The organism is Pseudomonas urethralis, assembly GCF_021602465.1.
GTDB classification, from domain to species: domain Bacteria; phylum Pseudomonadota; class Gammaproteobacteria; order Pseudomonadales; family Pseudomonadaceae; genus Aquipseudomonas; species Aquipseudomonas vlassakiae.
Genome location: NZ_BQIJ01000011.1, coordinates 79,690 through 93,294 on the forward strand (window position 1 = coordinate 79,690; position 13,605 = coordinate 93,294).

A 13,605-nucleotide genomic window follows, 5' to 3' on the forward strand; every position below is an offset into this window, starting at 1 on the left:
GTACGCATCCATGCCACATGACGGCAGCCTGCTGCAGGCAACGGTAGTGTTTCTGCTCGCCGTGGTGCTTCTGGTACCACTGGCGCAGCGTTTGAAAATGGGGGCGGTGCCCGGCTATTTGCTGGCGGGCATCCTGATCGGGCCGTCGGTGCTGGGCCTGCTGGGCAACCCCGACAACGTCGCCCGCCTGTCGGAGATGGGCGTGGTGATGCTGCTGTTCGTGATTGGCCTGGAGCTGTCGCCGCGCCGCCTGTGGACCATGCGCAAGGCGTTGGTCGGTGTCGGCTCGTTGCAAGTAGGGCTGACAGCAGTAGCCCTTGGCCTGCTGGCGTACTTCCTGTTTGCGCAATCGAAAGCGGCTGCGATCGTGCTCGGTCTGGGGCTGGCGCTGTCATCGACGGCGTTTGGCCTGCAGGTGCTGGCCGAGCGCAAGGACCTGGGCAAGCCGCACGGTCGCCTGGCCGTCGCGATCCTGCTGTTCCAGGACATCGCCGCCATTCCCCTGATTGCCGTGGTGCCTTTGCTCGGTGGTGATGTCAGCACTGCCGACGAAGGTTGCTGGCAGCTGCTGGCCGTGGCGGCAGGCATTGGCGTGCTCATCGTCTTCGGCCGCTATCTGTTGACCCCCGTCTTCAGATGGACGGTCGGTTCTGGCTTGCCCGAACTGTCTACCGCCACCGCGTTGCTGGTGGTGCTGGGCACGGCCTGGTTGATGGAGCACGTAGGGGTCTCCATGGCCCTGGGGGCTTTCCTGGCCGGCGTGATCATGGCCGAGTCGCCCTTTCGCCAAGAATTGGAAACCCAGATCGAGCCGCTCAAGGGCCTGCTGCTGGGGCTGTTCTTCGTCGGCGTCGGCATGAGCGCCGACTTGCGCCTGCTGTTCGGCATGCCCCTGATCGTCCTGGGGCTGACATTGCTGCTGGTGGCGATCAAGTTGCCCGTGCTGCTCGCCCTCGGGCAAACGGCGGGCGGCCTCAGCCGCGCCGAGGCGTTGTGCCTGGCGATCGTGCTGGCGTCTGGCGGTGAGTTTGCCTTCGTGGTGTTCAAGCTGGCGCTGGAGCATCAAGTACTGACACAACAGGTACACGACTTGCTGGTGCTTGCCATCACGCTGTCGATGGCGGTTGTGCCCCTGGTGATGATGGCCCTGGTGCGGCGGTTGCCTGACGGGGACAGCCCGGTCGGCGAGACGGGCCACTGAATCGCGCCTCGCGGGCGCACCTACTGTTCGGAGGTCAAACATGCAGCCGAGTCTGAAGCTGGACAGCGCCCTGTCGCGGGGCCTGCTCGACGTGCTGATCAAGGCGGGCCTGGTGGCCGCCCTGGTGATGTTCTCCTTCCAGGTTTTCCAGCCGTTCCTGGAGCTGATGCTGTGGGCGGTCATCCTCGCGGTGACCCTGTATCCGTTGCATTGCCGTATTCACAGGCGGACCGGCCTGAAGCAGGGCTATGCGGCGACCTTGGTGGTGCTGCTGGTGCTGGTGGTGCTGATCGTGCCGATCTACCTGGTGGTGATGTCCATTGGCGAATCGGTCGACAACCTGGTGACAGTACTCAAGAGCGGCGCCTGGAGCGTGCCGCCGCCGCCGGAGTCGGTGGCGAACTGGCCGCTGATCGGGCCGAAAGTGCATGCGGTGTGGCTTGCGGCCTCGGAAAACATGGCCCATGTGCTCAACCAGTGGATGCCACAGCTCAAGGACGCCGGGCGCACAGTGCTGGGCGCAGCGGCCAGTGCCGGTGGTGCGTTCCTGATGTTTGTTGCAGCGATCGTCGTCTCAGGCATCATCATGGCCTTTGGTGAACGCGGCGAGATTGCCGCGCAGCGTATCGCCATGCGCGTGTCCGGCGAGGACCGCGGCAAACCGCTGGCCAAGCTGTGCACCGCCACCATCCGTGCAGTGGCCCAGGGTGTGATCGGTATTGCCTTCATCCAGATGCTGCTGATCGGCGTTGGTTTCGTCGTCAAGGGGGTACCTGGCGCCGGCATGCTGGCCATCGTCATCCTCATGCTGGGGATTGCCCAGGCGCCGGCGACCTTGATCACCGTGCCGGTGATCCTGTACGTGTTCAATGCCGAGGGCTTCACCTTGGCGACCCTCATCTTCGCCGTCTACACCTTCGTCGCCGGGCTTGCCGATAACGTGCTCAAACCGTTGCTGCTCGGGCGCGGTGTCGACGTGCCGATGCCTGTGGTGCTGATCGGTGCCCTGGGCGGCATGGTGGTCAAGGGCATCATCGGCCTGTTCATCGGCCCGGTGATCCTCGGCGTGACCTATGTGCTGTTCTGGCAATGGGTTGCGCTGCAGGTGCCGGAGCAACCGACCCCGCCTGCGGACTGAGCCATGCCCAACCGCTGCTATGGCCTGGGGCTGCTGATGATTCTGGCTGGCTGTACCCAGGTCGGCCCGGACTTCGAAAAGCCCCAGGACCCATGGCTGGACAGCTGGAACACGCCCCTGCTGGAGCAGGCCGGGCGCTTTGCGCCAGCACCGGACCTGCGCCAGTGGTGGCGGGTGTTCGCCGACCCGACACTCGAAGGGCTGATCGCCGAAGCCGACGCCAACAATACCAACCTGCGGGTGGCTGGCTTGCGCATTGCCGAGGCGCGGGCGCAGCTGGCCATCGTGCAGACCGGGCGTTATCCACAGTTGCAGCAATTGAACGCGCAGAGCCTGTACCTGAAGCAAGACCAGTCCGGCACCTCCACCGCCCGTGACTCGGTGTTCTGGCAGTCCAGCGTGGGCTTCGACATCGGCTGGGAGATCGACTTCTGGGGCCGTTTCAGCCGCGCCATCGAGAGTGCCGATGCGGTCTACTTCGCCTCCCAGGCCAACTACGCCGATGCCATGCTGCTGATGCGTGCGCAGGTGGCCGATACCTACTTTGCCCTGCGTACCGCCGAGGCGCGGCTGGATATTGCTCAGGAAAACGCCAAGCGCCAGGAACGCAGCCTGCAGATCACCGAGCGGCTGTTCCGCCACGGCGAGAACGACGAACTCGACTGGCAGCAGGCGCGTACCCAGTACCTGGCGACCCTGGCCACCATTCCCGAGTTCGAGAACCAGCTCAACGCCTTGCGCAACGTGCTCTGTTCGCTGCTCGGCCGGCCACCGGGCCCGCTGCCCGAGCTGCAGGCGCGCCACGGGCAGTTGCCGCTGCCGGACCGCGCGGTGCTGCAGGACGTGCCGGCCAGCCTGCTGCAGCGGCGCCCGGACATCCGCGTCGCTGAACAGGCAGTGGCGGCGCAATCGGCGTTGGTGGGCGTGGCCGAAGCAGACCTTTATCCACAGCTGAGCCTGCTGGGCAGCATTGGCTGGACCTTCCTGTCGACCAGCCACCTGCCCAACACCTTCGACCTGGCGGCGGGGCCGAGCCTGATCTGGAACCCGTTCGACTATGGCCGGCGCAAGAATGCCGTGCGGGTCGAAGACGCTCGCCTGCAGCAATTGATCGAGCTGTATCACCAGAGCGTGCGCGAAGCGGCGCACGAGGCCGACGATGCTGCCAGCGGCCTGGTGCGCTCGCTGCAAAGCGCCAGCATTCGCCAGGATGCCTCGCAGGCCGCCCAGCGTTCGCTGACCCTGGCCAGTTCGCAATACCAGGAAGGCTTTGCCGACTTCCAGCGCGTGCTCGACGCCCAGCAGCTGCTGTTGCAGCAGCAGGACGGCTACCTGGTCAGCCGGGGCAATGCGGTGAGCAGCCTGGTGAGCTTGTACAAGGCGCTGGGCGGCGGCTGGGACAACAACCGCAAACCGATCGACGCTGGCACCCGCCAGAGGATGCAAAGCCGTACCGATTGGGGCGACCTGCTCGACGATCCGGCCGCCACCGACCCCGCACAAGGTGAACCGAAATGAGTGATGCTGCGCAGAAGCCGCCAGCCCCCGATCGCGGCATGCGCTGGGTGTTGATCCTGATCGCTGTCAGCCTGGTCTGGTACCTGCTGGCCGACCGTTTCACGCCCTACACCCAACAAGCCCGGCTGCAGGCCTACGTGGTACCGGTGGCCGCCGAAGTGGCCGGGCAGATCAAGCGCGTGGCGGTGGGCAACAACCAGGAAGTGCGCCAGGGCGATGTGCTGTTCGAACTCGACCAGGAACAGTACCGCATCGCCCTGGCCCGCGCCGAAGCCGACCTGGACACCGTGCGCCGGCAGATCGGCGCCAGTACCGCCGGCATCGACTCGGCCCAGGCCGCGCTGGTGGCGGCCCAGGCCAATGAACGCAAGGCGCGCCAGGATGCCGAGCGGCTCAAGCGCTTGATCGATGAAGACCCGGGCACGGTATCGGTGCGCCGCCTCGAAGGGGCGCAGGCCACCCGGGACCAGGCCGTCAGCCAGGTGGCAGCCGCCCGCGCCGAGGTCGAACGGGCCCGCGAGCAGCAGGGCGGGGCCGACGCCGATAACGCTCAACTGCGCAGCGCCGCGGCCAACGTGGAAAAGGCGCGCCTGGACCTGGCCCGCACCGTGGTGCGCGCCGACGCCAACGGCTTGATTACCGACCTGCGCACCGACGTGGGCCACTACGTAGGTGCCGGCAGCCCGATGATGACCCTGATCGCCATCCACGACGTGTGGATCAGTGCCGACATGACCGAGAACAACCTCGGCCGCCTGCGCCCCGGCGCGCCGGTGCTGGTGGTGCTCGATGCCTTGCCCGGCACCGTGCTGAAGGGGCAGATCCGCAGCATCGGCTATGGCGTGAGCGTCGGCCAGCCTGCGCCCCCTGGGACCTTGCCAACCGTGCAGAACAGCCGCGACTGGCTGCGTTCGGCGCAGCGCTTCCCGGTGATCGTCGAACTCGACCGTGATCAGCTCAAAGACAAATCCGGATTGCGTGTGGGCGGCCAGGCCGAAGTCATGGCCCTGCCCAGCGAAGGCAACCCGTTGAACCTGCTGGGTCGCGTGTTCATGTGGCTGATGAGCTGGCTGTCGTATGCCTATTGAGCTGCGCCGCCTGCGCGCGCTGCGCCTGGCCTGGGGCGTGGCGCTGTGCCTGGCGACCAGCTTTGGCCTGGGCTTGCCGGTGCCGATTCTGGCGCCGGTATTCGCGGTGCTGTTGCTGGCCATGCGCAGCGAGCCGCTGCCGGTCAAGGCAGCGCCGGCACTGGCGATCCTGGTATTGCTCAGTTGCGGCAGCGGCCTGCTGCTGATTCCGCTGCTGCGCCATGCTCCGGTGAGCGGGGTGCTGCTGGTCGGCGTGGGCGTGTTCCTGGTCTTGCGCTATGCGCTCAAGGGCGGCAATGGCCTGCTGGCCAACCTGCTGGTGATTGGCCTGACCATGATCGCAGCGGCCGGCACCAGCGATTTCACCCTGGCGCTGTCGGTGGTCGAAGCCTTGTCCAAGGGCATGCTATTGGCGGTGCTGGGTACGGCGCTGGCCCATGTGCTGTTTCCCGAACCGGCCGGCGCGCCTGCGCAGCCGTCGCCGCCCTTGCTGGACAGCGCGGATGTCGGCTGGGTTGCCCTGCGTGCCACGCTTATCGTGATGCCGGCATTTCTGCTGGCGCTGATCGCCCCGGACCAGTTCATGCCGCTGATCATGAAGGCGGTGAGCCTGGGGCAGCAGGCCGGGGAGACACGGGCGCGGCATGCCAGCCGCGAGCTGATCGGCTCGACCTTGCTGGCTGGGGTACTGGCAATGCTGGTGTGGGGCGCGTTGAGCCTGTTCGTTCACCTGTGGATGTTCTTCCTGTGGGTGCTGCTGGTGGTGCTCTGGCAGGCGCGCAGGCTCTACCGCTCGGTGGACACGAAGCAGAGCCCGGCCTATTGGGTGAGTTGCCTGACCACCCTGCTGATCCTGCTCGGGCAGTCGGTGCAGGACAGTGCCGGCGGGCAGGATGTGTACAAGGCCTTTGCCGTGCGCATGGCGCTGTTTTTGGCGGTTTCTTTGTATGCCAGTGCCATGTTGATCTGGATCGACCGGCGCCGGGTTCGGGCTGCCTAGTCCCCCTCTTTCGCGAGTGAACCCGCTCCCACAGGATCACCACATTCCTTGAATCCTGTGGAGTACCTGTGGGAGCGGGTTTACCCGCGAAGAGACCCGCTCAGGCAACTCAAGGTTTCCAGTCAATCCCGGTATCCGCCAGATAGGCATCCACTGCCGCCCCGACAGTCGGGTGAAACGCCTTCTCGCCCATATGCTCGAACAATTCGAAGCGCTTCATCTTATCCTTCACCGGGTCTTTCATCTCGGCAAACTGCAGCTCCACCCCCCGAGCCTCCAGCGCCCGATCCAGTTCGGCGAGCATGTCTGCCGAAGTGATATCGATGCTGGTCACAGGCTCCGCCGCAATCACCAGCCGCTGCACCGGGGTCGGTGATTCATCTACCGCCGCCAGCACCGTGTTCTGGAACTGTTCGGCGTTGGCGAAAAACAGCGGCGCATCCCAGCGCAGCAACACCAGCCCCGGAATCCGCCGGGCCTGTGGATAACGTTTCACGTCATGGTAACCACGGGTGCCATCGACCCGCCCGAGTACGGCGTAGTGCGGCCGCCAGCCGTCCCACAGGAATTCGATTACCGAGATCGCCACGGCAATGCAGATACCCGGGATGGCGCCGAACACGGCGACGCCGACGAAGCAGGTGAACGACAGCCAGAACTCCCATTGCTGCATGTGGAAGATGCGCTTGAGGTCGGCGAACTCGAACAACCCCAAGGCTGCGGCGATCACCACCGCAGCCAATGCGCTGTTGGGCAGGTGCTGCATCAGGTTGGGGGCGACCAGCAGCAACAGCGTCACCGCCAGCGCGCCGATGATGCCGGTCAACTGGGTTTTCGAGCCGGCCGCTTCGGCCACTGGCGTGCGCGACGAGCTGCTGCTGATCGGGATGCCCTGAAACAGGCCGGAGGCCAGGTTGGCCACGCCCAGGCCGAACATCTCCTGGTTGGGGTTGACCGGGGTCTTCAGCCGCGCGGCATAGGAGCGCGACAGCACGCTGGTGTCGGCAAACGACACCAGGGCCACGGCGATCCCGCCCAGCACCACTTCGATCAGGTCGATGTCGCTCACCCATGGGAAGACGAAGCTGGGCAGGCCTTGGGGTAACTGGCCGAGCACCTTGACGCCCATCTGATCAAGGTTGAACAGGCTCACCGCCAGGGTTGCCAGCACCACGGCGATCAGGATGCCCGGGATGCGCTTGAAAGGTTTGAGCAGCAGGATCAGCACCAGGCTGCTGGCCCCGACGATGAAGCTTGGCCAGTGCCCATTGCCAGCCAACAGCGCCTGGATCAAGTTCCAGACGTCGCGCAGCGGCCCCTGGCTGTCGACTTTGATGCCGAACAGCTTGGGCAACTGGCTGATCAGCACAGTGAGGGCGATGCCGTTCATGTAGCCATAGCGGATCGGCTTGGACAGCAGCTCGGTGATGAAGCCCAGGCGCAGCAGCCCGGCGATCACGCAGAAGGCGCCGGCCACCAAAGCCATCATGCTGGCGATGGCGATGGCGCGCTGCGGGTCGCTGGCGGCGTACTGCACCACCACTGCCAGGATCGGCGCGGCCAGTGCCGAATCCGGGCCAAGCACCAGAATGCGGCTGGGGCCGAACAGGGCATAGGCTAGCAGCGGGATGATCGTGGCGTACAGGCCGTAGATGCCTGGCACTCCGGAGGCTTCGGCGTAGGCAATGCCGACCGGCACCAGCATGGTGGTGAGCACCAGGCCGGCCGCAATGTCCTTGGGCAGCCAGGCGGGCTGGTAGTGCAGCAGGGTGGCAAGGCCCGGGAGCCAGCGTTGCCAGTCGAAGCGGGGAGGGGGCGGCGTGTCGTGCATGAACGAAGCTCCAGAAAGGAGGCGCCTGACGGGGGTGTAAATGGCTACTAAACAACCTCGGCAATCTCACTGAAGTAAGGAAATTCCGAACTTGAAACCAAATGCTTCAGTTCAAGATAGCTTGGGAATTATCCTACGCACGCCGCTGCCGTTTCTCTGTTGTGGATGTAGAGCATCAGGGCTAATTTCCCCGGGTCGTCGAAGTTAGACGACCGGGTGTGAGAGCCCGGCAGCGCATCGTGCCAGTGTCATGGCAGCCGTTCGTGGGCAGGCTTCGGCCTGGCCGGAATTCCGATGTTCGCCGGTCTCTCACCCCGCGTTCGGCTGCCACCCTGATTCTGTGAGAGGAACTGGGTGATAGCTCCGCATACTGAACTCGTAGAAATCATCATGAAGAAGCTTGTTCCCGATCCACCCGTCAAAGTTGCCTCCCACTCGTTCTACACCATCAACAAAGACATGCCCTCACCCGAGGCATTGCTCTATGTCATTCAGTTACTACGCGGAATTGAAGACACCCTCGATGAATACATCTGCGGCAATGCCGGCGAGCCGGGTATCGGCATGCTGGTCAACAGCGTGCACAACGTGCAGATGGGGAGGGCGTTGGCTGAGTTGGTACTGACCCGGGAGGCGGGGGAGATCACCTGGCATTAATGCCGGACGCTGTGGAAAAGCATGTTGCCCCACAAAACAAAACCCCTTGAAGCCATGGGCCTCAAGGGGTTTGTCAGTGCTGCAGGCTGCCGCTTAGACGTTGAAGCGGAAGTGCATCACGTCACCGTCCTTGACGATGTAGTCCTTGCCTTCCAGGCGCCACTTACCGGCTTCCTTGGCACCGCCTTCACCCTTGAACTGGATGAAGTCGTCATAGGCGACCACTTCGGCGCGGATGAAGCCTTTTTCGAAGTCGGTGTGGATCACGCCAGCGGCCTGCGGGGCGGTGGCGCCGACGCGTACCGTCCAGGCGCGCACTTCCTGCACGCCGGCAGTGAAGTAGGTCTGCAGGTTGAGCAGTTCGTAACCGGCGCGAATCACGCGGTTCAGGCCAGGCTCTTCCAGGCCCAGGGCCTCGAGGAACATGTCTTTCTCTTCGCCGTCTTCCAGCTCGGCGATTTCCGCCTCGATCTTGTTGCACACCGGCACCACGACCGCGCCTTCTTCCTCGGCGATGGCCTTGACCACGTCCAGATGCGGGTTGTTCTCGAAGCCGTCTTCGGCGACGTTGGCGATGTACATCACCGGCTTGCTGGTCAGCAGGTGGAAGCCACGGATCATGGCCTTCTCGTCGTCAGCCATGTTCTTCATCAGGCTGCGCGCTGGCTTGCCTTCGGTGAAGTGCGGGATCAGCTTCTCCAGGATCGCCTTTTGCGCCAGCGCATCCTTGTCGCCGCCCTTGGCGTTACGGGCAACCTTCTGCAGTTGCTTCTCGCAGCTGTCGAGGTCGGCGAAGATCAGCTCGAGGTCGATGATCTCGATGTCGCGCTTGGGGTCGACGCTGTTGGAAACGTGGATCACGTTCTCGTCTTCGAAGCAGCGCACCACGTGGGCGATGGCGTCGGTCTCGCGGATGTTGGCGAGGAACTTGTTGCCCAGGCCTTCACCTTTCGACGCACCGGCCACCAGGCCTGCGATGTCGACGAATTCCATGGTGGTCGGCAGGATGCGGTTAGGCTTGACGATTTCCGCCAGCGCCGCCAGGCGCGCATCGGGCATCGGCACGATGCCGCTGTTCGGCTCGATGGTGCAGAAAGGGAAGTTCTCCGCCGCGATGCCAGACTTGGTCAGGGCGTTGAACAGGGTGGACTTGCCGACGTTGGGCAGGCCGACGATGCCGCAATTGAAACCCATGGGTATTCCCCTCTCTAGGAAATCAGGCCTTCTGGCTGTGCAGCTCGCGCATGGCCTTGGCGAAGTCGCCAGCCAGCACGTCCGGCAGCACGCCGAGGGCAAAATCGATGCTGGCGTCGAGCTTCTCCTGCTCGGCGCGCGGCGCGCGGCCCAGGACGAAGTTGGAGACCAGTTTGGCGTCGCCCGGGTGGCCAATGCCAAGCCGCAGGCGGTGGAAGTCGTTCTGGTTGCCGAGCTGCGCGATGATGTCGCGCAGACCGTTGTGCCCCCCATGGCCGCCGCCGCGCTTGAGCTTGGCAACGCCCGGAGGCAGGTCGAGTTCGTCGTGTGCCACCAGGATCGCTTCCGGCTTGATGCGGAAGAAATTGGCCAATGCCGCCACGGCCTGGCCGCTGCGGTTCATGTAGGTGGTGGGGATCAACAAACGAACGTCGTTGCCTTGATGGCTGAACTTAGCCGTCAGGCCGAAATACTTCTTGTCAGCAGTCAGCGATACACGCTGGGCACTGGCAATGCGTTCAACGAAAAGAGCCCCTGCGTTATGCCGGGTCTGTTCGTATTCGGGGCCGGGGTTACCCAGGCCAACGATCAACTGGATGGCGGTCACGTCAGGGGCTCTTCCTTGGAGTTGGTGGGTTAGAGGGCGCGGGGCGCACTGTAACCCGATCAACACCGGCGCGCGAGTGGATTACTCGGCAGCGCCTTCTTCAGCAGCTTCGGCGGAAACGCGCGGAGCGTGAACGTTGGCAACAGCTTTGTCATCACCGTGGGCCAGAGCGACGAACTCTACGCCTTTCGGAGCTTTCAGGTCCGACAGGTGGATGATGGTGCCGATTTCGGCGTTAGCCAGGTCGACTTCGATGAACTCTGGCAGGTCCTTGGCTTCGCAGGAAACTTCGATCTGCGATTCAACGTGCGAGATCTCGCCGCCTTTCTTGACCGGTGCTTCTTCGTTGATGAAGTGCACTGGAACAACAGCGGTCAGCTTCTGGCCAGCAACGACGCGAACGAAGTCGGCGTGCATGATGAAGCCTTTGGCTGGGTGGCGCTGCATGGCCTTGACGATGACGTTCTGCTTGGTGCCGTCGACGTTCAGTTCGATAACGTGGCTGAAGGCAGCTTCGTTTTCGAACAGCTTGGCGATTTCCTTGGCCACGATGGTCAGGGATTGAGCTTCTTTATCGCCACCGTATACAACGGCAGGGATGCTGGCGGAGTGACGCAGGCGGCGGCTCGCACCTTTCCCCAGGTCAGTACGCGCTTGGGCGTTCAGGATGAAATCAGTCATTTTGCTTCTCCAAAATAGCCTCCCGAATGGCGTTTGCGACCAGCGCCAGACGGGGATGGCGAAAAAGCCCCGCCCCAACAAATGCTGGGGCGGGGCGCTTCATATCAACACGTGTTCCGCTTAGCGGAACATCGCGCTGATCGATTCTTCGTTGCTGATGCGGCGGACCGCTTCAGCGACAACCGGTGCGATATCCAGCTGGCGGATACGGTCACAGGCTTGAGCAGCGGCAGACAGCGGAACGGTGTTGGTCACCACCAGCTCGTCCAGTACCGACTTCTCGATGTTCTCGATCGCGCGGCCCGACAGGACAGGGTGCGTGCAGTAGGCGTAAACCTTGGCAGCGCCGTGCTCTTTCAGGGCTTTGGCCGCGTGGCACAGGGTGCCGGCGGTGTCGACCATGTCGTCTACCAGGATGCAGGTGCGCCCTTCGACGTCGCCGATGATGTGCATCACCTCGGAGTGGTTAGCTTTTTCGCGGCGTTTGTCGATGATACCCAGATCGACGCCCAGGGACTTGGCAACGGCGCGTGCGCGCACAACGCCACCGATGTCCGGGGAAACGATCATCAGGTTCTCGAAACGCTGGTCTTCGATGTCGTCGACCAGTACGGGCGAGCCGTAGATGTTGTCGACCGGGATATCGAAGAAGCCTTGGATCTGGTCAGCGTGCAGGTCGACGGTGAGAACACGGTCGATACCCACGACAGTGAGCATGTCAGCAACGACTTTGGCGCTGATGGCTACACGTGCCGAACGCGGACGGCGGTCCTGGCGGGCATATCCGAAGTAGGGAATCACGGCGGTGATTCGGGATGCTGAGGAGCGGCGGAAGGCGTCGGCCATCACTACCAGTTCCATCAGGTTATCGTTGGTCGGGGCACAGGTCGGCTGAATAATGAAGACGTCTTTACCGCGGACATTTTCATTGATCTCAGTACTGATCTCACCGTCGGAGAATTTACCGACAGAGACGTCACCGAGAGGGATATGCAGCTGACGTACGACACGCCGAGCCAGATCGGGGTTAGCGTTCCCCGTAAAGACCATCATCTTGGACACGCGCAGTACCTGAAGGCTGAGGGTATACCTGGATGAGTATAAGGAAAATGGCAGGGGCGGCTGGATTCGAACCAACGCATGGCAGGATCAAAACCTGCTGCCTTACCGCTTGGCGACGCCCCTGTATCTGTTGCTGCGAACGCTTATGCGCTCGACTTCTTGACCAGACTTTGCAGCTTGCGATGCAACATCGAAATATTGCTTCCTTTCGCCACAAACCCTGTTTGGGTCGCTGAAAGAAGGGCCAGAACTTTATCAGCTTCGGCTTTGCTTGGGAAGGCCCCAAACACACAACTTCCAGTGCCGGTTAGTCGAGCCTCTGTGAATTTACCCAGTGAATTCAGCGCGTTGCGAACTTCTGGATAATTCTGCTCTACCACCGGTTGGCAGTCATTTCGACTGTTTCCCTTGGGAACGGGGCGCATCTTAAGGGGGAGGGAATCACGTGTCAACTGTGGATGTGAAAAAATTTCTACTGTGCTGACAGACACTTGCGGCACCAGGACGACATACCACGGCTCTTCCGGGTCGACCGGGGTCAGTTGCTCACCGACGCCCTGGGCAAAGGCGGCATGGCCACGGACGAACACCGGCACATCGGCGCCCAGGCTCAAGCCCAGCGTGGCCAGGCGGTCTTCGTCCCAGTCCAGCTGCCACAGGTGGGCCAGCGCCAGCAGCGTGGTCGCCGCATCCGAGCTGCCGCCGCCGATACCGCCGCCCATGGGCAGTACCTTGGTCAGCCAGATATCGGCACCCAGCCGGCTGCCGGACTGTTCCTGCAATTTACGCGCGGCGCGCACGATCAGGTTGCTGTCGTGGGGCACGGCTTCGATTTCGGTATGCAGGCGGATCACGCCGTCTTCGCGCAGGGCGAAGCTCAGCTCGTCGCCATGGTCGAGAAACTGGAACACGGTTTCCAGCTCGTGGTAGCCGTCGGGGCGGCGACCGATGATGTGCAGCCACAGGTTGAGCTTGGCCGGGGCGGGCAGGGTGAGCGTGTGCATGGATCAGTGCCCCAGCTGGCGCGGTTGCCAGTCCTTGACCAACAGGGTCACGTCGAGGTCTTTGCCATGCAGCTTCATGCGTTCCGGCAGCCAGTAGCCGTTCTGCTCGGTATAGCTCAGGTACTGCACCTGCCAACCATCCTGGTCGAGGCTGGCCAGGCGGCTGTCGCCATCCAGGGTCAGCTTGCTCTTGCTGTCGGGGGCGGGCAGGCCGCGTACCCACCAGACCAGGTGCGAGACCGGCAGCTGCCAGCCAAGTTGTTCTTCCAGCAGGGCTTCGGGGCTGGGGGCTTCATAGCGGCCCTGATTGGCCACTTCCAGCACCACGCCACCCGGGCGGCCAGTCAGGCGAGCCGCGCCGCGGCCGAGCGGGCCGGCCAGGCGGATGTCGTAATAATCCTGGCGTTGCAGCCAGAACAGCGTGCCGCTGCCGGAGTCGCGCGGGGCGCGGATGCCGACCTTGCCGTTGATCTGCCAGCCGTCGAGGCTGCTCAGCTGCTCTTTATGGGCGCGCCACTGCTGTGGGTCGCCGTGGCCCTGCAAGGCCTCACGGCTACCGAAGCCGGCACAGCCGGCCAGCAGGGCGATCAGGGTGAAGGTGATGCAATGGCGCAGAAACATGGC

General features: G+C 63.5%; 13 protein-coding genes and 1 tRNA gene. 6 read left to right on the forward strand and 8 right to left on the reverse strand.

Annotated elements, in window-relative coordinates:
• Positions 1 to 10: 10 nt before the first annotated feature.
• Genes L6D64_RS18260 through L6D64_RS18280 form a run of 5 tightly spaced genes read left to right on the forward strand, consistent with a single transcriptional unit; the run spans position 11 to position 5,945 of the window.
• Entirely contained in the window at positions 11 to 1,201 is a 1,191-nt protein-coding gene (locus L6D64_RS18260; protein WP_176506886.1) for a monovalent cation:proton antiporter-2 (CPA2) family protein, read from the forward strand.
• Positions 1,202 to 1,241: 40 nt separating this feature from the next.
• Positions 1,242 to 2,339, forward strand: a complete 1,098-nt coding sequence (locus L6D64_RS18265) for an AI-2E family transporter (protein WP_176506885.1) — start codon at positions 1,242 to 1,244, stop codon at positions 2,337 to 2,339.
• Between the two features lie 3 nt (positions 2,340 to 2,342).
• On the forward strand, positions 2,343 to 3,857 hold the full coding sequence (locus tag L6D64_RS18270; protein ID WP_176506884.1) for an efflux transporter outer membrane subunit: 1,515 nt from the start codon (positions 2,343 to 2,345) through the stop codon (positions 3,855 to 3,857).
• Positions 3,854 to 4,945, forward strand: coding sequence for an HlyD family secretion protein (locus L6D64_RS18275; protein ID WP_176506883.1), 1,092 nt, complete (start codon positions 3,854 to 3,856; stop codon positions 4,943 to 4,945). Before L6D64_RS18270 ends, L6D64_RS18275 begins: the two co-directional genes overlap by 4 nt.
• Entirely contained in the window at positions 4,935 to 5,945 is a 1,011-nt protein-coding gene (locus tag L6D64_RS18280; RefSeq protein ID WP_176506882.1) for a DUF2955 domain-containing protein, read from the forward strand. The genes L6D64_RS18275 and L6D64_RS18280 overlap by 11 nt, the downstream gene beginning before the upstream one ends.
• Positions 5,946 to 6,054: 109 nt before the next feature.
• Here L6D64_RS18280 and L6D64_RS18285 read toward each other — a convergent pair whose 3' ends face one another.
• Positions 6,055 to 7,776 carry a SulP family inorganic anion transporter gene (locus L6D64_RS18285; RefSeq protein ID WP_176506881.1) on the reverse strand — a complete coding sequence of 574 codons (1,722 nt, stop codon included), beginning with the start codon at positions 7,774 to 7,776 and terminating at the stop codon, positions 6,055 to 6,057.
• A gap of 390 nt (positions 7,777 to 8,166) precedes the next feature.
• On the opposite strand from L6D64_RS18285, the gene L6D64_RS18290 reads away from it, so the two are divergent.
• A complete protein-coding gene (locus L6D64_RS18290) occupies positions 8,167 to 8,433 on the forward strand; it encodes a hypothetical protein (RefSeq protein ID WP_176506880.1) in 267 nt (88 codons plus the stop codon).
• Positions 8,434 to 8,526: 93 nt separating this feature from the next.
• On the opposite strand, the gene ychF is transcribed toward L6D64_RS18290, so the two are convergent.
• The 7 genes from ychF to lolB all read right to left on the reverse strand — a co-directional run bounded on the left by ychF (position 8,527) and on the right by lolB (position 13,602).
• Positions 8,527 to 9,627 carry a redox-regulated ATPase YchF gene (gene ychF, locus L6D64_RS18295; RefSeq protein WP_176506879.1) on the reverse strand — a complete coding sequence of 367 codons (1,101 nt, stop codon included), beginning with the start codon at positions 9,625 to 9,627 and terminating at the stop codon, positions 8,527 to 8,529.
• Between the two features lie 22 nt (positions 9,628 to 9,649).
• The gene (gene pth, locus L6D64_RS18300) at positions 9,650 to 10,234 is read right to left on the reverse strand and encodes an aminoacyl-tRNA hydrolase (RefSeq protein ID WP_009686183.1); all 585 of its coding nucleotides are present in this window, start codon (positions 10,232 to 10,234) and stop codon (positions 9,650 to 9,652) included.
• An 81-nt stretch (positions 10,235 to 10,315) separates the two neighbouring features.
• Positions 10,316 to 10,915, reverse strand: a complete 600-nt coding sequence (locus L6D64_RS18305) for a 50S ribosomal protein L25/general stress protein Ctc (protein WP_054887457.1) — start codon at positions 10,913 to 10,915, stop codon at positions 10,316 to 10,318.
• 120 nt (positions 10,916 to 11,035) lie between these two features.
• The gene (locus L6D64_RS18310) at positions 11,036 to 11,977 is read right to left on the reverse strand and encodes a ribose-phosphate pyrophosphokinase (protein WP_003247410.1); all 942 of its coding nucleotides are present in this window, start codon (positions 11,975 to 11,977) and stop codon (positions 11,036 to 11,038) included.
• A gap of 48 nt (positions 11,978 to 12,025) precedes the next feature.
• A tRNA-Gln gene (locus L6D64_RS18315) sits at positions 12,026 to 12,100 on the reverse strand.
• A 20-nt stretch (positions 12,101 to 12,120) separates the two neighbouring features.
• Positions 12,121 to 12,981, reverse strand: coding sequence for a 4-(cytidine 5'-diphospho)-2-C-methyl-D-erythritol kinase (ispE, locus tag L6D64_RS18320; RefSeq protein ID WP_176506878.1), 861 nt, complete (start codon positions 12,979 to 12,981; stop codon positions 12,121 to 12,123).
• 3 nt (positions 12,982 to 12,984) lie between these two features.
• Positions 12,985 to 13,602, reverse strand: a complete 618-nt coding sequence (gene lolB, locus L6D64_RS18325; protein ID WP_176506877.1) for a lipoprotein insertase outer membrane protein LolB — start codon at positions 13,600 to 13,602, stop codon at positions 12,985 to 12,987.
• Positions 13,603 to 13,605: the final 3 nt, after the last annotated feature.

Coding starts and splice junctions, on each gene's coding strand:
- L6D64_RS18260 (WP_176506886.1), top strand. CDS start 11: ATGCCACATGACGGCAGCCTGCTGCAGGCAACGGTAGTGTTTCTGCTC.
- ispE (WP_176506878.1), bottom strand. CDS start 12,981: ATGCACACGCTCACCCTGCCCGCCCCGGCCAAGCTCAACCTGTGGCTG.
- L6D64_RS18280 (WP_176506882.1), top strand. CDS start 4,935: ATGCCTATTGAGCTGCGCCGCCTGCGCGCGCTGCGCCTGGCCTGGGGC.
- L6D64_RS18285 (WP_176506881.1), bottom strand. CDS start 7,776: ATGCACGACACGCCGCCCCCTCCCCGCTTCGACTGGCAACGCTGGCTC.
- lolB (WP_176506877.1), bottom strand. CDS start 13,602: ATGTTTCTGCGCCATTGCATCACCTTCACCCTGATCGCCCTGCTGGCC.
- L6D64_RS18290 (WP_176506880.1), top strand. CDS start 8,167: ATGAAGAAGCTTGTTCCCGATCCACCCGTCAAAGTTGCCTCCCACTCG.
- L6D64_RS18270 (WP_176506884.1), top strand. CDS start 2,343: ATGCCCAACCGCTGCTATGGCCTGGGGCTGCTGATGATTCTGGCTGGC.
- L6D64_RS18265 (WP_176506885.1), top strand. CDS start 1,242: ATGCAGCCGAGTCTGAAGCTGGACAGCGCCCTGTCGCGGGGCCTGCTC.
- L6D64_RS18275 (WP_176506883.1), top strand. CDS start 3,854: ATGAGTGATGCTGCGCAGAAGCCGCCAGCCCCCGATCGCGGCATGCGC.
- L6D64_RS18305 (WP_054887457.1), bottom strand. CDS start 10,915: ATGACTGATTTCATCCTGAACGCCCAAGCGCGTACTGACCTGGGGAAA.
- ychF (WP_176506879.1), bottom strand. CDS start 9,627: ATGGGTTTCAATTGCGGCATCGTCGGCCTGCCCAACGTCGGCAAGTCC.